Origin of the sequence: Nocardia abscessus, from assembly GCF_015477775.1 — a bacterium.
Taxonomy (GTDB): Bacteria; Actinomycetota; Actinomycetes; order Mycobacteriales; family Mycobacteriaceae; genus Nocardia; species Nocardia abscessus_A.
Genome location: NZ_JADLQO010000006.1, coordinates 88,764 through 106,057, shown reverse-complemented (window position 1 = coordinate 106,057; position 17,294 = coordinate 88,764). Strand labels below are relative to the sequence as shown.

The 17,294-nt window shown below is 70.0% G+C and carries 21 protein-coding genes and 1 riboswitch; of the genes, 10 read left to right on the top strand and 11 right to left on the bottom strand.

Going from position 1 to position 17,294, the window contains the following annotated elements:
* Positions 1 to 45: 45 nt before the first annotated feature.
* From ispF to carD, 3 genes are read right to left on the bottom strand one after another with little or no spacing between them, the layout of a single operon-like run.
* Positions 46 to 513, bottom strand: a complete 468-nt coding sequence (gene ispF, locus IU450_RS17605; RefSeq protein WP_043686080.1) for a 2-C-methyl-D-erythritol 2,4-cyclodiphosphate synthase — start codon at positions 511 to 513, stop codon at positions 46 to 48.
* A 2-nt stretch (positions 514 to 515) separates the two neighbouring features.
* Positions 516 to 1,241 (bottom strand): 2-C-methyl-D-erythritol 4-phosphate cytidylyltransferase, encoded by a 726-nt coding sequence (gene ispD / locus IU450_RS17600; protein WP_195150845.1) that lies wholly within the window; start codon positions 1,239 to 1,241, stop codon positions 516 to 518.
* A gap of 2 nt (positions 1,242 to 1,243) precedes the next feature.
* A complete protein-coding gene (gene carD / locus IU450_RS17595; RefSeq protein WP_011206964.1) occupies positions 1,244 to 1,732 on the bottom strand; it encodes an RNA polymerase-binding transcription factor CarD in 489 nt (162 codons plus the stop codon).
* Between the two features lie 437 nt (positions 1,733 to 2,169).
* Between carD and IU450_RS17590 the strand changes: the two genes are divergently transcribed.
* Positions 2,170 to 2,919, top strand: coding sequence for a hypothetical protein (locus IU450_RS17590; protein ID WP_324197712.1), 750 nt, complete (start codon positions 2,170 to 2,172; stop codon positions 2,917 to 2,919).
* Between the two features lie 322 nt (positions 2,920 to 3,241).
* The gene (gene radA / locus IU450_RS17585) at positions 3,242 to 4,639 is read left to right on the top strand and encodes a DNA repair protein RadA (RefSeq protein WP_195150844.1); all 1,398 of its coding nucleotides are present in this window, start codon (positions 3,242 to 3,244) and stop codon (positions 4,637 to 4,639) included.
* 31 nt (positions 4,640 to 4,670) lie between these two features.
* On the opposite strand, the gene IU450_RS17580 is transcribed toward radA, so the two are convergent.
* Both IU450_RS17580 and IU450_RS17575 read right to left on the bottom strand, forming a co-directional pair.
* Positions 4,671 to 5,318, bottom strand: coding sequence for a hypothetical protein (locus tag IU450_RS17580; RefSeq protein WP_195150843.1), 648 nt, complete (start codon positions 5,316 to 5,318; stop codon positions 4,671 to 4,673).
* Between the two features lie 123 nt (positions 5,319 to 5,441).
* Complete coding sequence (locus IU450_RS17575) at positions 5,442 to 6,065, bottom strand: carbonic anhydrase (RefSeq protein WP_195150842.1); 624 nt, start codon at positions 6,063 to 6,065, stop codon at positions 5,442 to 5,444.
* Between the two features lie 117 nt (positions 6,066 to 6,182).
* Between IU450_RS17575 and IU450_RS17570 the strand changes: the two genes are divergently transcribed.
* Positions 6,183 to 7,073 (top strand): A/G-specific adenine glycosylase, encoded by an 891-nt coding sequence (locus tag IU450_RS17570; protein ID WP_195151071.1) that lies wholly within the window; start codon positions 6,183 to 6,185, stop codon positions 7,071 to 7,073.
* Positions 7,074 to 7,143: 70 nt separating this feature from the next.
* On the opposite strand, the gene IU450_RS17565 is transcribed toward IU450_RS17570, so the two are convergent.
* Positions 7,144 to 7,890, bottom strand: a complete 747-nt coding sequence (locus IU450_RS17565) for an alpha/beta fold hydrolase (protein WP_195150841.1) — start codon at positions 7,888 to 7,890, stop codon at positions 7,144 to 7,146.
* A gap of 58 nt (positions 7,891 to 7,948) precedes the next feature.
* Here IU450_RS17565 and mhuD point away from each other — a divergent pair, with 58 nt between their 5' ends.
* The 4 genes from mhuD to IU450_RS17545 all read left to right on the top strand — a co-directional run bounded on the left by mhuD (position 7,949) and on the right by IU450_RS17545 (position 10,110).
* Complete coding sequence (gene mhuD / locus IU450_RS17560; protein ID WP_181719050.1) at positions 7,949 to 8,263, top strand: mycobilin-forming heme oxygenase MhuD; 315 nt, start codon at positions 7,949 to 7,951, stop codon at positions 8,261 to 8,263.
* An 80-nt stretch (positions 8,264 to 8,343) separates the two neighbouring features.
* A riboswitch (cobalamin riboswitch) is annotated at positions 8,344 to 8,496 on the top strand.
* A 29-nt stretch (positions 8,497 to 8,525) separates the two neighbouring features.
* On the top strand, positions 8,526 to 8,720 hold the full coding sequence (locus IU450_RS17555) for a CbtB domain-containing protein (RefSeq protein WP_039794710.1): 195 nt from the start codon (positions 8,526 to 8,528) through the stop codon (positions 8,718 to 8,720).
* Positions 8,711 to 9,502, top strand: coding sequence for a CbtA family protein (locus IU450_RS17550; protein WP_195150840.1), 792 nt, complete (start codon positions 8,711 to 8,713; stop codon positions 9,500 to 9,502). Before IU450_RS17555 ends, IU450_RS17550 begins: the two co-directional genes overlap by 10 nt.
* 35 nt (positions 9,503 to 9,537) lie before the next feature.
* Positions 9,538 to 10,110 carry a hypothetical protein gene (locus IU450_RS17545; RefSeq protein ID WP_195150839.1) on the top strand — a complete coding sequence of 191 codons (573 nt, stop codon included), beginning with the start codon at positions 9,538 to 9,540 and terminating at the stop codon, positions 10,108 to 10,110.
* Here IU450_RS17545 and IU450_RS17540 read toward each other — a convergent pair.
* From IU450_RS17540 to IU450_RS17530, 3 genes are all read right to left on the bottom strand, one after another.
* A complete protein-coding gene (locus tag IU450_RS17540; RefSeq protein ID WP_195150838.1) occupies positions 10,085 to 10,525 on the bottom strand; it encodes an OsmC family peroxiredoxin in 441 nt (146 codons plus the stop codon). The two genes, IU450_RS17545 and IU450_RS17540, sit on opposite strands and share 26 nt — an antisense overlap.
* Positions 10,526 to 10,701: 176 nt before the next feature.
* Positions 10,702 to 11,022 carry a DMT family transporter gene (locus IU450_RS17535; protein WP_181719054.1) on the bottom strand — a complete coding sequence of 107 codons (321 nt, stop codon included), beginning with the start codon at positions 11,020 to 11,022 and terminating at the stop codon, positions 10,702 to 10,704.
* Position 11,023: 1 nt separating this feature from the next.
* Positions 11,024 to 11,671: an FMN-dependent NADH-azoreductase gene (locus IU450_RS17530; protein WP_195150837.1), complete on the bottom strand. Its 648-nt coding sequence runs from the start codon at positions 11,669 to 11,671 to the stop codon at positions 11,024 to 11,026.
* A gap of 108 nt (positions 11,672 to 11,779) precedes the next feature.
* Between IU450_RS17530 and IU450_RS17525 the strand changes: the two genes are divergently transcribed.
* On the top strand, positions 11,780 to 12,391 hold the full coding sequence (locus tag IU450_RS17525) for a TetR/AcrR family transcriptional regulator (protein ID WP_043686068.1): 612 nt from the start codon (positions 11,780 to 11,782) through the stop codon (positions 12,389 to 12,391).
* Positions 12,392 to 12,460: 69 nt separating this feature from the next.
* Here IU450_RS17525 and IU450_RS17520 read toward each other — a convergent pair whose 3' ends face one another.
* The gene (locus IU450_RS17520; protein ID WP_324197711.1) at positions 12,461 to 13,324 is read right to left on the bottom strand and encodes an ABC transporter permease; all 864 of its coding nucleotides are present in this window, start codon (positions 13,322 to 13,324) and stop codon (positions 12,461 to 12,463) included.
* Positions 13,321 to 14,223, bottom strand: a complete 903-nt coding sequence (locus IU450_RS17515; RefSeq protein WP_195150836.1) for an ABC transporter ATP-binding protein — start codon at positions 14,221 to 14,223, stop codon at positions 13,321 to 13,323. Before IU450_RS17515 ends, IU450_RS17520 begins: the two co-directional genes overlap by 4 nt.
* A 642-nt stretch (positions 14,224 to 14,865) precedes the next feature.
* Here IU450_RS17515 and IU450_RS17510 point away from each other — a divergent pair.
* On the top strand, positions 14,866 to 16,509 hold the full coding sequence (locus tag IU450_RS17510; RefSeq protein WP_195150835.1) for a sensor histidine kinase: 1,644 nt from the start codon (positions 14,866 to 14,868) through the stop codon (positions 16,507 to 16,509).
* 38 nt (positions 16,510 to 16,547) lie between these two features.
* Positions 16,548 to 17,255 (top strand): response regulator transcription factor, encoded by a 708-nt coding sequence (locus IU450_RS17505; protein WP_195150834.1) that lies wholly within the window; start codon positions 16,548 to 16,550, stop codon positions 17,253 to 17,255.
* Positions 17,256 to 17,294: the final 39 nt, after the last annotated feature.

The window sequence follows — 17,294 nt, the reverse complement described above, 5'->3', positions numbered from 1 at the left end:
TGTATAAGGTCGTTCACGGACCGGCTCGGGTCCGCCGGAGCAGGATCAACGACAGGCTTGCAGCAGGGCCGTCGCCACGGCGGCGACACCCTCGCCGCGACCGGTCAGCCCGAGGCCGTCGGTGGTGGTGCCGGACACCGACACGGGGGCGGCGAGCAGCTCCCCGAGCACCTGTTGCGCCTCGGCGCGCCGGGGCCCGATCTTGGGGCGATTGCCGATCACCTGCACTGCGGCGTTGACCACTTCGAAGCCCGCCTCGCCCAGCAGCCTGCGCACTTCCTTCAGCATGGCCGCGCCGGAGACACCCGCCCATTCCGGGCGTCCGGTGCCGAACACCGCGCCGACATCGCCGAGACCCGCCGCCGACAGCAGCGCGTCGCACAGCGCGTGCGCGGCGACGTCGCCGTCCGAGTGGCCTGCGCAGCCGTCGTCTCCGTCGAACAGGAGACCGGCCATCCAGCAGGGCCGGCCCGCTTCGATCGGATGGACGTCGCTGCCGATGCCGACGCGCATGGTCACCGCGTCACCGCCCGTGCGATGCCCGCGCCGTCCAGCACCGCGTCGGCGAGCCGGAGGTCGAGCGGAGTGGTGATCTTGAAGGCCAGCGGATCGCCGGGAATGGTGTGGACTCCGACGCCGAGCCGCTCGACCAGACCCGCGTCATCGGTCGCCTGGACGCCCTCGGTCGCGTAGGCGGAGCGCAGCAGCTCGGCCGCGAAACCCTGCGGCGTCTGAATGGCGCGCAACTGCGCACGGTCCGGGGTCCCGGTCACCACGCCCGCCGTGTCGACGGACTTGATCGTGTCGGCCACCGGAAGGCCGGGAACCACGGCGGGACGGCCCGCGCGCAGTTCCGCCGCGACCCGGGCGATGAGCTCGGGCGGCGTGAGGGCGCGGGCGGCGTCGTGCACCAGAAAATAGGCGGCGTCGGGCGCGGCGGCGATACCCGCTCGCACCGAGTCGATGCGTTCGGCGCCGCCGACGACCACCTGAACCGAATCCGAGGGCGGCAGCAGGGCAACGGCGCTGTCGACGAGTTCGGTGGGAACCATCACGATGATCCGGTCGACCGCGCCCGAGGCGATCAAGCCTTCGACGGCGAGCCGGAGCATGGGCGTGCCGCCGACCGTGACGAACGCCTTGGGTGTCGATTCACCCAGACGCACGCCACGGCCGGCGGCAGGCACCAGAGCAACGACGGGTCCGTCGGTGGAACGGACACCGTTGTCAGGTGTATTCACGGTCAGGAAGCCGCTGCGAGGACCTCATCGAGCAGGGTCTCAGCCTTGCCGTCATCGGTGCCTTCGGCCAGCGCGAGCTCACCGACAAGAATCTGCCGAGCCTTGGCGAGCATGCGCTTCTCGCCCGCGGACAGGCCGCGGTCCTGTTCCCGGCGCCACAGATCGCGGACGACCTCGGCCACCTTGTTCACATCGCCGGAAGCGAGCTTCTCGAGGTTGGCCTTGTAGCGGCGGGACCAGTTGGTCGGCTCCTCCGTATGCGGCGCGCGAAGCACCTGGAAGACCCGATCGAGACCCTCCTGACCCACGACGTCACGCACGCCGACGTATTCGGCGTTCTCCGCGGGAACCCGAACAGTGAGATCGCCTTGGGCGACCTTCAGGACCAGATACTCTTTTTGCTCACCCTTGATGGTGCGAGTCTCGATTGCTTCGATCAGCGCCGCTCCGTGGTGGGGGTAAACGACGGTGTCTCCGACCTTAAAAATCATGTGTCCCGTGCCCCTTTCGATGTTCACAGTTTAACATGCGACTCGATAACGGCGCGATCAACTGTGCAGGTCAGGGCCACAACGAGGCAACCCTGGGGCTTGACAGATGCCAGGCGGTGTGCATTACGTTGTGCCAGAACGAGTTATCTCCAGGCTCGGTCGGCGCCGTTCCCGTCCCGCGGCCCGGCACGCTCTCGGCAACCTTCGAAGCTCGACCGAACCGTTACCTACACGCGTGTGTCGGCACGGACGCACCGGTGCCCCCTCCCCCTCCGCCGCGCTCCGGAGCGCGGGCGCACGACGCCCCGGCAGCCCAGTTGGCACGGCCCCCGCGCCCGGCCTGCCGAGGGAACTACTACGCTGCCTAGTTACTACGCTCCCGCGCGGAGCAGAGCCCGGTCGACATGGAGGGACAACCCGTGACTGCCCTGAAAGCTGTGACCGCTCCGAAGGGGGCGCGACGTCGCATGGTGACGGTTGCCGCACTCGCCGCCGGAGCGGCGATTGTTCTGTCCGGCTGCGGCGCGGGCCAGATCTCGCAGACCGCGGACCAGGTCGCCGCCGTGAACGGCAATTACGCCGACGTCGGCCGCATCGCGCTGCGCAACGTGCACATCGTGTATCCGAACGAGGGCGCCGGGTACAACAATGCGAAGGGCGGCAAGGCGCTCATCGCGTTGTCCATCATCAACAACAGCGAGTCCGTCTCCGACGAGCTGACCAGCATCACCACCGACCTCGGCACCGTCAAGCTCACCCCGGCCTCCGGCAAGTCCGTCGTCGAACTCGCCCCGCAGCAGACCGTGGTCGCGGCGAGCCAGCCGGTCAAGCGCGAGGCCGCGCCGACCACCACCAGCGCGGCGCCGACCACGAGCGCGGGCGCGCCCACCACGGCCCCGCGTTCGGCCGCGCCCACCACCACGGCCGACTCGCACGGCGCGGGCGAGCACGGCGCCCAGCCCGCCGCCGACCCCGAGACCAAACCGATCCAGATCGAGATCACCGGCCTGACCAAGGACATCACCCCGGGCCTGACCTACAACATCTCGTTCAACTTCAAGCAGAACGGCACCGTCCAGGTCCAGGTCCCGGTCGACGCGGGCCTGCACACCGAGCGTCACGAGTCCGACAAGTCCGGCCCGGCCGAAGCCGAACACGGCAGCGGCCACGGCAGCGGCGGCCACTGAACCCCAGCCGACTCGCAGCGCCGTAACGCCGCGTACTCGAGGCCCGGATAGACCCTCACCCGGCAAGCCGACGGTGCAACGGCACAACTCCGGCCGCACGGTCACCGCCTTACGCGCCCCCACCGGCCCGACCACCGGTTCGAGCGAAGCGAGACCGAGCATGCGCCGTTCGCGGCCCGGCTCGATCCGAGCGGCCGTCGCCTCCGCGACGAAGTCGCAAGCGGCGGTCGCTCGGATGCGAGCCATAAGGGGGCCGCGAACACCCAGCGCCGCAGGCGCTGGCAAAACAAACCCTGTCGGGGTTGGTGCGTATGGTGCCCCTGTGGCAAAGACCAAGCCGACCTTCCGGTGCTCCGCCTGTTCGCACGAGGTCGCCAAATGGGTGGGCAAGTGCCCTGAGTGCGGGGCATGGGGAACGGTCGACGAGGTAGTCGTCGGGGCGGGTGCGGTCGGTTCCCCCGGGCGGAAGGCGATGTTGCCCAGCACCGCGGCCGCGCCGATTTCGCAGATCGACTCCAAGATCACCAAAGCGCGGCCGACCGGCGTCAGCGAGCTGGATCGGGTGCTCGGCGGCGGAGTGGTGCCCGGCTCGGTGGTGTTGCTGTCCGGCGAGCCGGGGGTGGGCAAGTCGACGCTGCTGCTCGAGGTCGCGCATCGCTGGGCCGCCCAGCGCGAGGAGAAGTCGCTGTACGTCACCGCGGAGGAGTCGGCGGGGCAGGTCCGGCTGCGCGCCGATCGCACCGGCGCGGTGCACGACCGGGTCTATCTGGCGGCGGAATCGGATCTGTCGATCGTGCTCGGGCATGTCGAGCAGGTACGGCCGACGCTTCTGGTGGTCGACTCGGTGCAGACCATGCACGCCCCGGAGGTGGACGGCGTGATCGGCGGCGTCACTCAGGTGCGCGAGGTCACCGCCGCGCTGACGTCGCTGGCCAAGGCGAGCGGGATCGCGGTGCTGCTGGTCGGGCACGTCACCAAGGACGGCAATGTCGCGGGCCCGCGCACGCTGGAGCATCTGGTCGACGTGGTGCTGCAGTTCGAGGGCGACAAGAATTCGACGCTGCGCATGGTGCGCGGCATCAAGAACCGCTTCGGCAGCGCCGACGAGGTGGGCTGCTTCGAGTTGCACGAGGACGGCATCGCCTGTGTGGACGACCCGTCCGGCCTGTTCCTGCATCACCGGACCGATTCGGTGCCCGGCACGGCGGTGACCGTCGCCATGGACGGCAAGCGACCGCTGGTCGGCGAGGTGCAGGGCCTGACCGTGAAGACGGAGATCCCGCAGCCGCGCCGCGCGGTGAGCGGTCTGGACTACAACCGGGTCGCCATGGTGCTGGCCGTCCTGCAGAGCCGCGGGCGGGTGTTCCTCGGCAAGAGCGACGTCTACGCCGCGACGGTCGGCGGCATGCGCCTGGTCGAGCCGTCCGCCGACCTGGCCATCGCGCTGGCCATCGCCAGCGCCGAGTCCGACGTGCCGATCCCGCCCGGCTGGGTGATCCTCGGCGAGGTCGGACTCGCGGGCGAGGTCCGCAAGGTGACCGGCCTCAACCGCCGACTGGCCGAAGCCGAACGCCTCGGCTTCACCACCGCCCTGGTGCCGCCCGGCCTCGCGCCGGTGCGCAGCACCATGAAGATCCACGAGGTCACCGACCTCCGCTCCGCCATCCGTATGGCGGGCCTGCGCAAACTACGCGCCGCGCCCGAAGAGGCCGTCGGCTGACCGCTGGATTCCCGGCCTACCTTTTCACCTCTCAGGCGAGATTGAACGGCTCGGCCATGCTCCGTACCGACCCGAGTTGCGCGATGACGCTGTAGGGCCCAGGCGGCACCTGGACGCGTTCGCCCGCGCAGTTGGGCTGGGACGTGGTGCCCGACCAGGTCACCGTGAAGGCCGCCTGCTCACCGCGACTCATCGTCCGGACGTCGGGTTGACCGTCGGGATAGCAGTCGGTGCTCGACCACAGCCGCCGCTGACCGTCGAGCGTATGCACCGAAACCTGTTGCAGGCCGGAGCCCATGTCGCGGGTGCAGGCCACCCCCGAGATGTTGGTGATGACGATCCCGAACACCGGCTGCTCGCCGGTCTTGTAGGTGGGCTGCTCCACGGTCACCTTGATCGCCAGCGACTGGTCCGGGCATGGGCCCGCCGCGGCGCTGGTGGCCGCCGCGGAGGACTTCGGCGCGCCGGACTCGCCCGAGGGCTTGGCCGCCGCGTCGACGGGCTTGGCAACGACCGAACTGGACCCGGTGGCTTCGGCGTCACCGGGCGAGTCGCCGCCGCGCGCGACCGCGAGCACGATCCAGATCACCAGCGCCAGCGCGACCACCAGGACTCCGATGGCGAACGCGCGGCGACGCCAATAGATCTCCGGTGGCAGCGGTCCATTCGGTTCCAGCACGACTCAACGGTAAGGGCACGCTCGTGCACATCGTCTCAGGGGCACGGCGTGTCGGCTGCCCGCACCCGTCGGCGACGAGTACATTCCGCCGACACGCTGGGCAAACCAGGGACGCGCCCCGGCTCAGGCCACCTCGCCGATATTGCCGACGACCCGGTGCAGCTGCACTTTGCCCTCGGCCAGTTTGTAGGTCACGCAGGCGATGGCGAGCTCACCGGTCGCGACCCGCTGCGAGATGATCATCGACCGCTGCATGAGCAGGCGGCTGGTCTCCACCACATGCCTGGCCTCCATCTCGTCGACAGTGGACAGGCCTTCGCGCCGTCCGATCAGAATGGACGGTGTGACCCGCTCGACCACACTGCGAATGAACCCGCCCGGGACCTCGCCGCCGTCCAGCGCGTCGATGGTGGCCTTCACGGCTCCGCAGCTGTCGTGCCCGAGCACTACGATGAGCGGCACGTTGAGCACCTGCACCCCGTATTCGATCGAGCCGAGGACCGAGCTGTCGACCACATGGCCCGCGGTACGCACCACGAACATGTCGCCGAGGCCCTGGTCGAAGATCAATTCGGCGGCGACCCTCGAGTCGCCGCATCCGAACAAGATCGCTTGCGGATGCTGGCCGCTGACGAGCTTCGCCCGGTCCGCGGCACCCTGGCTAGGATGCAGCAGCGCACCGCTGACGAAGCGCTCGTTGCCTTCACGCAAGGACTTCCAGGCACTGATCGGGTTGGAATCCGGCATACCGACCATTGTGCACAACGGATGCGTTACCAGCGAGTTCGGTTGGTTACAGGTGGGCAAATACCGCCTGGCGGCAGTAGGACGAGGATAGTGAGGGCAGTGCGGAACGGCGTGCCGATGGGCATCGACGCGGACACGTTGCTGAACTGGTACGGGGAGACCGCGCGCGATCTGCCCTGGCGGCGGCCCGGCGTCACCGCGTGGCAGATCCTGATGAGCGAGATCATGCTGCAGCAGACCCCGGTCGTGCGGGTGGAACCGATCTGGCGGGAGTGGGTGGCGCGCTGGCCGGTCCCCTCGGCGATGGCCGCCTCCTCGCAGGCCGAAGTGCTGCGTGCCTGGGGCAAGCTGGGCTATCCGCGCCGTGCGCTGCGGCTGCACGAGTGCGCCAGGGTGCTGGCGGCCGAGCACGGTGACGAAGTCCCGGCCGACGTGGAGGTGCTGCTCGGGCTGCCCGGCATCGGGGCCTACACCGCGCGCGCCGTCGCCTGTTTCGCGTACGGCCAACGAGTTCCGGTGGTGGACACCAACGTCCGCCGAGTGGTTGCCAGGGCCGTGCACGGCCGAGCGGAAGCGGGCAACCCTTCGTCGCGGGACCTCCCCGAAACCGAAGCGCTGCTCCCGCTCCAGGTCGACCGCGCCGCGGTGTTCTCCGCCGCCCTGATGGAACTCGGCGCGACCGTGTGCACCGCCCGCACCCCCGACTGTTCGCGCTGCCCGCTTCCGAGCTGCGCGTGGGTCACCGCGGGCCGGCCGGTGAGCGACGTGGTCCGGCGCACCCAGAAGTACGAGGGCACCGACCGCCAAGCGCGGGGCCGCCTGCTGGATGTCCTGCGCCACGCCACCGGGCCGGTGGAGCGGATGCGGCTGGATCTGGCCTGGACCCGCGACCCGGGCCAGCGCGACCGTGCCCTGGACTCGCTGCTGGTGGACGGCCTGATCGAACAGACGCCCGACGGCTTGTTCGCCCTGGCGGGCGAGGGCGGACATCCCGGGGAGAACGGCTGAGCCGGAACCGGCCCGCCGCCGGACGCGACGGCGGTTCGGTCGCGAGCCCGGCGGCCGAACTGCCTCGCCCCTACCTACCGAGCACGCGCCGCAGGAAGCGCTCGACCTCGGCTCGATAGCGCTCCGGTTGGTCGTCGTGCACGAGGTGGCCCGCGCCGGGCACCAGGACGTAGTCGGCGCCCGGATGCGCGGCGGCCATCTGCCGCATCTGACCCGGCGGGGTGATGCTGTGCTCGCCCTCCAGCAGCAGCGCGGGCACCCGCACCGCATGCCAGTGCCGCCAGAAGTCGCGCGTCCCCCACTCCTCGGAGATATCGCGGAAGGTGGCCACCGAGCCGTGCAGCCGGTATCCCTTCGGCCCGCGCTCGAAGGAGTTCAGGAAGTACCGCCCGGCGACCGGCCCGAAGAAGGAGAGCACGGCATCGTCGTCCGGAAACGGCTGCGGCCACGCCTCGATCATCGCCGCCCAGTGCGCGGCGGTGCGGCCGGTGAAGTCCGGCGCGATGTCCTCGATCACGAGCGCCCGGACCCGCTCGGGGTGGGTCGCGGCGAACACCCAGCCGTGCAGCCCGCCCATCGAATGTCCGATCACCACCATCGGCTCGCCGATCGCGGCGGTGGCCGTGGCGAGGTCGTCGACGAAGGCCTCGGTGGTCAATTCCGCGGGCGCCGGCCTGCCGTGGCCCGCGGCGTCGAAGGTGTAGACGTGGCCGTGCTCGCGCAGCCAGTCCAGCTGATCACGCCAGGTGCGCGCGCTGCCCATCAATCCGTGCAGCAGCAGGATCGGCGCGCCTGCTCCGCCTTCGTCGTGCAACATCGGTCCGACAATACGAGGCACCGAGCACCTGCTCGGCATCAGCCGCTAGCTTGGATGCATGGCTGTTGTGAAGATCAACGCGATCGAGGTTCCCGAGGGCGCGGGCCCCGAATTGGAGAAGCGGTTCGCCCACCGTGCGCACGCGGTCGAGGGCTCCCCCGGCTTCCTCGGCTTCCAGCTGCTCCGCCCGGTCGCCGGAGAGAACCGGTACTTCGTTGTCACCCAGTGGGATTCGGAAGAGTCCTTCGCGGCGTGGCGGGACGGGCCCGCGCGTGAGGCGCACGCGGGCGAGCGCCAGAAGCCGGTCTCGACGGGTGCGTCCCTGCTCGAGTTCGAGGTCGTACTCGACGTCGACGCGAAGCCCGCGAACTGAGTCGAGTACCCGCCGCCGGGTAGGTCCGCCTGCCCGGCGACTCGCCCGACGCCGTGGTACGCCCGTGCCGGACCTGGTTGACGCCGGAGGCGTGCGGGTGTCACAGTTCGAAGGACAAACGCGAGGGTGATGCGGTAATTCCGGTGAGATTCCGGAGCGGTCGCGCCACTGTGTTCCACGCACCGAGTCCGGTGCCGGAAAGCCAGACACCGGCACCGTCGCGCCACCACCCGACGGGACGCGCATCCCAAGGAGGACTCGAATGGCCATCGCGCATTCACCCAGCCGGGCGACCGATTCCCTGGCCACCGTGCTCGTCACGGTAGGTGTCGTTCTTCTCGCACTGCTCACGCTGTACCTGGTCGGCTTCGACCAGGGCGTCATCTCGCGCAGCGGGATGTACCTGCACGAGCTGATGCACGACGGACGCCATCTGCTGGGGCTTCCGTGCCACTGATCGGTTCGCTTCGCACACTGCTGCTGCGCGGCCTGCTGGCCGGCCTCGTCGCCGGGCTGCTGGCCGCCACAGTCGGTTACTTCGTCGGCGAACCCCAGGTGGACGCCGCCATCGCCATCGAGGAAGCGGGCTCCGCAGGCGAGCACACGCACGGCGAGCACGCCGCATCCCCGGGCGGGCATACCCACGGTGACGAGGAAGAACCGCTGGTGAGCCGCGGCGGCCAGAAGTTCGGGCAGTTCCTCGCGCTCGGGCTGGCCGGGCTCGCGCTCGGCGCCATCTACGCCTCGGTCGCGCATTTCGCGCGGCGCTACACCACGCTGCCCGGGCCACGCCTCGCGCTGACGCTGGGCGCGGCAGGATGGGCCGCGATCGTCGCGGTGCCGTTCTTCAAGTACCCGGCGAACCCACCCGCCGTGGGTGATCCGGACACCATCAACGAGCGCACCCTGCTGTGGCTGGCAGCCGTCGTGCTCGGTCTCGTGGCGGTCGGCGCGGCGGTGGCGGTGTTCACCGCGCTGCGCGCCCAACTTTCCACGTTCCGGCTGGCCGGTGGCGTCGCGGCGTTCGTTCTGGTCACCGCGCTCGGTTACATCCTGCTGCCCGGCGTGAACGAGGTGAGCGCGGACTTCCCGGCCACTCTGCTGTGGCAGTTCCGGGTGGCGTCCCTGGCCGAGACCGCGACACTGTGGGCCTGCCTGGCCCTCGGCTTCGCGGCGCTCACCGAGTTCGCCACGCGCACCGATACCCCGGTACGGGCGGCGGCTGCTACCGCCGGGTGATTCGCGTCGAGAAGAGCTGAGGCAGTGTCGGTCCCATGACCGGCACTGCCCTCTCCGTCTGGCCCGCACCGCTGCGTGTCCACCCCGCTGAACCACCTCGCGCCGTACGCGTCGCATTCATCGCTCTGGTCGTCGCTTTGCTCGCGGGGGCCGCCGAGGCGGTCGTGCGGGCCGCGCTCGCTTTCCCCGAAGCCGACCCGGCGAACCTCGCAGCCGGACTGGGTACGCGCGCGGCGATCTATCTTCTGGTGCTGGCCGTCGCGGTACGCCTGACCCACGGCGACCGCTGGGCTCGTCTGCTGATCACCGTCGGCATCGGCGTCGTCGGGCTGTTGTCACTGATCATCGAGCCACTGGCCACGGCTATGTCCGCCGAGGAACTGCGTGACCTATTCCGGGACGTGTCCGCGGCGTCCCTGCTGCTCGCCGCCCTCCGCGCAGTCCACGTCGTAGCCGTGCTGTTCGCCATCCCCGCTCTCTACACCCGCGCCGCCCGCCGTTACTTCCGCAAACGCCGAGGCCCAGCACCGCGCTTCGTGCCCCGCACCTATCGGGGTGCGGGGCACGAAGCGGGAAGGCGAATCAGGCGAGAGCCGCGTCGAGGCTGATGTGGTCGACGCCCGCGAGAGCCTTGCTGACCGGGCATCCCGCCTTGGCGGCCTCGGCGGCGGCCTGGAACGCCTCGGCGTCGATACCCGAGACGCGACCGCGGACGGTCAGTTCGATCCCGGTGATCCGGAAACCGCCCGCCGGATCGGGGCCGAGGGTCACGTCGGCGGTGACGTCGAGGCTCTCCGGGGTGCCGCCCGCGTTGCCGATCTGCGCCGAGAGCGCCATCGCGTAGCAGGAGGAGTGCGCGGCCGCGATCAGTTCCTCCGGGCTGGTGGTGCCGTCGGCCTCCGCGGCGGAACGCTTGGGGAACGACACGTCGTACTTACCGACCCCCGAACTGGCCAGTTCGACCTGACCCGACCCCTCCTGCAGGGTGCCGGTCCAAGCGGTACGCGCGGTACGTGTGGGCATCACGGTCCTTTCGCCGATGCTCGTTTGACGATTCAGCACGAACCTACCCCGGCCGACTCGCCCCGGCCCACCGGTTCGCCGATCACGTTCGCGGCGGCGCGCCGGCCACACGTACCGAGCGGCTCGGCGGTAAACCTCCCACGCGCCAGGCGAATCCGCGCCGTGGGAGGCGTCCGCTACTCCGGATTCGTGATCCTGGCCAGCACGATGCCGCCGAGGATCAACGCGAGCGCCAGCACCCGGCCCGCGCTGAGCGGATCCCGGTTGACGACGATCCCCAGGGTGATCGCGCCGAGCGCGCCGATGCCGGTGAACACCGCATAGGCGGTGCCGACCGGCAAGGTCTGCATGGCGCGGGACAGCAGGTACACGGCGGTGGCCCCCAGCACGAAGCAGACCAGAGTCGGGACCAGGCGGGTGAAGTTCTCGGTCGGCTTGATGCTCTGCGACCAGACGATCTCCACCAGACCGGCCACGACGAGGACTACCCAGCTCATCTCAGTACTCCCCGGCCAGAGCGCGAGCGGTGGCCAGAGCGTCGGCGTAGGAGGCGTCGTGCTCGGCACGCCGGTGCGCGAGCGCCGGGTCCTGGCGGGAATTGGCTAGTTCCGCGTGCACGAAAACGGTGTCGGACACGGCGAAATGGCCCGCGAAGAAGTCACGCAGGAAGCGCTCTTGGTAGTCGTAGGCCGCTTTGGGCGCGCCCGGCGAGTAAGCGCCGCCGCGGGCGCTCGTCACGACGAATCTCCGGTGCCCCAGCGTCATTCGCGGGAAGGTCACCTGGTCCAGCCAGGCCTTCAGCGCGGCCGGTACGGAGTAGTTGTACATCGGCGTGCCGATCAGGATCACGTCCGCCGCCAGCAGCTCCGTCAGCAGCGGCTCGACGATGCCCCACGCGGCGGCCTGCGCCGGGGTCCGGACCAGGCCGCCGAGCCGCTCCAGGTCCGTGCTCGGCAGGGTGAGCACGGCATCGCACAGCTCGGTCCACGCCTCTGCGATGAACGGCACCGGCTCGGCCGCGAGGTCACGGTAGCGGTATCCGCCTCCGGGATGCCGCGTGCGCCATGCGTCGGCGAAAGCGGCGCTCAATTCCCTGCTGATCGATCGGCGCCGAGCGCTGGCGTCGATGTGCAACAACGTGCTCATGATCAATCCTCCGACTAACTGGACATTGTGTCCGATTCATCCTCACTCGACGGTAGAGCACATGTGGACATGTTGTCCACTTATGCCGCGTTCGGTTACAGTCACGGCATGGAACCCCGATCCGACCTGCTCGCCGGTACCGGGCCGAGCCCGTCGGCGGCCCCGGCGGAACGCGCGGACGCGGCACGCAACCGGGCGAAGGTGCTCGCCGCCGCCGCGGAGCTGTTCGCCACCCGGGAACCCCGCACGGTGACGATGGACGACATCGCCAAGGCCGCGGGCGTCGGCCGCGGCACCCTGTATCGGCGTTATCCGGACACCACTTCGGTCGCGGTAGCCCTCTTGGACGAACACGAACGGGCGCTGCAGGAGAAACTGTTGTCCGGCCCGCCGCCCCTCGGCCCCGGCGCTGCGCCTGCACAGAGACTGGCGGCGTTCTACGCCGCGATGGTCGAATTGCTGGACGCGCACGCGCATCTGGTCCTCGGCGCCGAAACAGGCGGAGCGCGCTTCGCGACCGGTGCCTACGGGTTCTGGTACGCGCATGTGCGAGCGCTATTGGTGGCAGCCGGAATTCGTGAGCCGGACGCCATGGTCGATCCGCTGCTCGCACCGCTGGCGGCCGAGGTCTACCGGCAGCAACGCGAGCGCGGGCTGAGCTCCGAGCAAATCACCGGCGCACTCCGCTCGATCGCCGAAACCGTGCTCGGCGCCGGGTGAAACCGCGCCACGCCGGCGAAAACCGTCGATGAGCAGTGCTCACCAACGGTTTTCGATACCCCTGGTGATTCACACCAGATCGCGTCTGCGCATCAGCCAGATCGTGCCGCTCGCGAACACCACCAGGTAGGCCGCCAGCACGACCAGCGCTTCGGCTCGCGCGAGCACGTCCAGCACACCCGGCGTGGCGGGACCGTCCACCGTCCGCATCGCCCCCGCGAGCGACCCCGCCGCGGTCCCGGGCAGGCGATCGGTGATCGCCCGGATCGGCGCGTAGATTCCGGCGACGCCGCGCAGCAGGTTCTCCACCACCAGCACCCAGACCAGGCCGAGCCCCACAGCGAGCGCGGGGCCGCGCGCGATCGCGCCGAGCAGCGCGCCCGCCAGCGTCCACATGCCGAGAATCGCTGTGCCGGTCAGGATTCCGAGCAACGACCGGTCCGGTGCCGGTAGCGTGACCGCCTGCGACTGGGACGCCGCGATCAGCGCGGCGATCGAGACGTCCACGACGAATGCCGCGCACACCAGTCCCACCACCACGACCGCGAGGCCCACCACCACCGCGGCGACCGCCCGCACCCGGGATGGCCCCTGCGTGAACACCGTCTTCCAGGTCCCCCAGCCGTACCCGCTGCCGACGGTGAGTGCGCCGAGAATGAGCATCAGCGCGCCGCCGAACATGGCCATGCCCTGCGTGAAGACTTCGGGGACCGCGGCGGGCGACATCTGCCGCAGCAACGCCTCGCGCGGCAGTCCGTTGGACATTCGTCCCGATTCGCCGGAGGTGTAAGCCAGATAGTTGAACAAGTAGGCGAACGTGAGATTCAACAGAATCCACGTGCCGAGGATGATCCAGAACGCGGGCCACTTTCGCAACCGCAGCATTTCGGCTTTCGTGCTCGCGATCAGGTCGCGCAGTGCCATACCGTTCATCGCGCGGTCTCCCATTGCGTCATCTCGAAGAACACTTCCTCCAGGGACTTCTCGTCGACCCGCAGCTCCAGCAGGTCCGCGCCCGAGGCCACGACCGCACGCGCCACGGCGGGCGCGGTGACGGTGTCCGACTCGATCCGGATGCCGCTCCCGGTCAGCAGCGCCGAACGCGCACCGACCAGCCCGCGCACCGCGGGCAGGGCGACCTCGAGCGGCTCGGCCCGCACCACCAGCGACGAGCCCCCGCGCAACTGCGCGACCGTCGCTTCGGTGAGCAGCCTGCCCTGCGCGATCACGCCGACCCGATGGCAGATCTCCTGTACCTCGCCGAGCAGGTGGCTCGACAGCAGCACGGTGTGGCCCTCGGCGGCCAGAGCGGTGATCAGCTCCCGCATCTCGGCCATCCCGGCCGGGTCCAGGCCGTTGGTCGGCTCGTCCAGGACGAGCAGATCAGGACTGCCGAGCAGCGCTGCGCCCACGCCGAGCCGCTGTTTCATCCCCAGCGAGTACGTGCGGAACTTGTCGTCGGCACGGCCGACGAGCCCGACCCGCACGAGCGCCTCCTCGACCTCCGGCCGTCCGAGCCCCCGATACCGCGCGAGCACGCGCAGGTTGTCCCGGCCGGAGAGGTAGGGGTAGAAGCCAGGACCCTCGATGAGCACGCCGATCCGGCGAACCACCACGGGATCGCCCGGCCGACGCCCCGCGACTGTGGCGGTGCCTTCGCTCGGACGGATCAGCCCGGCCAGCATGCGCAGGGTGGTGGTCTTGCCCGCGCCGTTCGGACCGAGGAACCCGTAGATCTCGCCGGCCGCGACGCTCATGCTCACGCCGTCGACAACGGTGTGCTCCCCGTAGCGTTTGGTCAACCCTCGGGTGACCACGATCGAATCTGTCATGCACCGAGAATCCGCCGGCAATTCGATGCGGACATCCGCCGCCGAGCGACATTCGGCATACGTAGTGAGGCCGACGGCTCAGCAGTTCGGTGCCGACGCTTCAGCGACTCCAGGGCCCACATGCCGCCGGTCACGAACTCACGCCATGACCGGCCACGCCGGGTCCACCGCCAGGCCACGCCCTCCGGCCCACACCTTCGCCGATCGCTCACCAACTTCACCCCGACGAAGCTCCAGATCACAGCCCCTGGACCACAGCTCAGCCCACGGCTTACAGTCCGCGGCGCACAGCCCATAGCTCGCGGACCCCGGAGCACCAACCACACCTCGGGAACCTTCGACCGCTCACAGGCCGAAAGCCACAGCTCGGCCCATTCCGACGGCTCACACTCACGAGCCACGGCTCGGCTCGGCTCACCGGCCATAGCTCCGACCCCGCAGCTCACGGGCCAGGGTCGCGGGCGCAGCGGATCAGGGGAAGCCGCCACGGCGGAGCGGTGGGAGCGGGCGCGGTGGGCCGCTCAGCCCCAGGGGCGGCGTTTGGCAAATGGCCGAATCGGTGCGAATCCCGCGAAATACGTTCCCAGGCGGACGTCGAATCACGACCGAGCCGCATAGGCTACGTGGGTGCGGGTGGCAGGGATGACGGATCGAAGTTCGGTCGGCTGGGACTGGGGGGTCGCGCTCGTCGTGGCCGCGGTGCAGTTGGTCGGTGGCACCTTCGCGAATATGCGGCAGACGGGGGTGCACTCCCTCGACGTCCTCGGTTATCTGCTGCTGCTTGCCGGGCCGGTGGCGCTGATCTGGCGGCGTGCACAGCCGGTGCCCGTGCTGATCGTGGTGCTCGCCGTGTGCCTGGCGTATTTCGTGCGCGGCTACGGATACGGGCCGATCTTCGTCGCACTGGTCGTCGCCTTCCTTACCGCCGCGAGCGCCGGATCACGCTGGTGGACCTACCCTCTGGTCCCGCTCGGGTACCTGGCGCTGGTCTGGCCGCTGCCCGCGCTGCTCGGCCGCCCCGCCAACCTGTGGCAGATCTGCGCGTTGATGGCGTGGCTGGCCGTGCTGCTGCTGGCGGCCGAAGGAATCCGGCAGCGCAAGGCCGTGCTCGTCGCCCGCAAGCAGCGCGCCGAAGCCGCGCGGCGGGACGAGGAAGCACAGCGCGAGCGGCGGGCCAGCGAAGAGCGCCTCGCCATCGCGCGTGAACTGCACGACGTGCTGGCACACAGTCTCTCGATGATCAACGTGCAGTCCTCGGTCGCGCTGGAACTGCTCGACAAGCGCCCGGAGCAGGCCGAGACGGCACTCACCGCGATCAAGAACGCCAGCCGCGACGCGCTCGCCGAGGTGCATTCGCTGCTGCACACGATCCGCTCCGGCACGGCCCCCGACGCGGTTGACGAGGAACCGGCCACGGACGACGCCGACGCGGAGGAGCCCGGACCGCGCCGGACCCGCCGTTCCGCACGCAACCGCAATTCGGCTGCGGCCGAGCGACCTTCGAGCGACGGCGACCGCCCCGAGGAGGCGGCCGAGGCCGAGCCGCCGCCCGCCCCACGCGCCCCCGCGCCGAGCATCGGCGACTTGGACGACCTTTTGCAGCGCCCCCGCGCCACCGGATTGACGGTCAACACCCGAATACTCGGCACTCCGCAGCAGCTGCCCAGCGTCATAGACGTGGCGGCGGCGCGGATCGTCCAGGAGTCGCTGACCAACGTGCTGCGGCACGCACCCGGCGCGGATGCCACGGTGACCGTGCGCTACACCGCGGACTCGGTCGACATCACTGTCGACAACACCCGGCCGACCAGTGCCACCTCGCGCTCCGGCGCCAGCGGCGGCAACGGCATCATCGGCATGCGCGAGCGCACCCACGCACTCGGCGGCGCACTCACCGCGGGTCCGCGCCCCAGCGGCGGATTCCGCGTCGCCGCCCGGCTGCCCACGCGGACGCCCGAACCAGGAGCAACCACACCGACTTCGGAGAACACGACGGCATCGCCGACGACCCTGCACGGTGCGGCGAGCACGCTGACAAATGGCCCCGCCGCGTCAGTAACGCCGATACGAAACCCTGAGGCAGCACAGGACGCCTCGGCACCCGGAACACCGGCATCCTCCGCTGCGGCGGCGGGCATGACATCAGCGGCCGGCAACGCGCCGCGTACGACATCCTCGGACAAGGCGGAGACCAACCCCGACGAGCCGCGTACGGCGGCCGGGCCGCAGCGCCGCCCGACCGACGTGGACGAGCGGACGAGCAGGGCCGGTCGCGCGCGACGATGACGGCACCGCGCAATCCGGCCTACGGCAAAGGAGACCCGATGCACGACGACTCCGCCGGGACGGGTGCGGCGTCAGGGCCGCCCGGTGACATCCGGGTTCTCGTGGCCGACGATCAGGCGTTGGTGCGCGGCGGCTTCGTCGCGTTGCTGGATGCCCAGGACGGCATCGAGGTGGTCGGCGAGGCGGACAACGGCGAGCAGGCCGTGCGCATGACCCGCGGGCTCCGCCCCGACGTGGTGCTTATGGACATCCGCATGCCGATCCTGGACGGCTTGGCCGCCACCCGCATGATCGCCGAGGACCCGCAGCTGGCCTGCGTCCGCGTGGTCGTGCTGACCACGTTCGAACTCGACGAGTACGTCTTCGAGGCTCTGCGCTCCGGCGCGACCGGATTCCTGGTCAAGCACACCGAACCGGCCGATCTGGTGCGTGCCGTCCGCGTGGTCGCCGCAGGTGATGCCCTGCTTTCTCCCGGCGTGACCCGGAAATTGATCGCGGAATTCTCCGCGCGCGCGAAAACACCGCCTCCGGCCACCCTCACCGAGCTCACCGACCGCGAGCGCGAAGTGATGACCTCGGTCGCCGAGGGCCTCACCAACGCCGAGATCGGCGAACGCCTCTATATGAGCCCGGCCACCGCCCGCACGCACGTCAGCCGCATTCTCACCAAACTGAACGCCAGGGACCGCACCCAATTGGTGGTCATGGCCTACGAATCCGGGCTCGTCCGCCCGGGCTGGCAGTAACCAGGTTGGCGCCACTACTCGCGACAGCATGGCGAGACG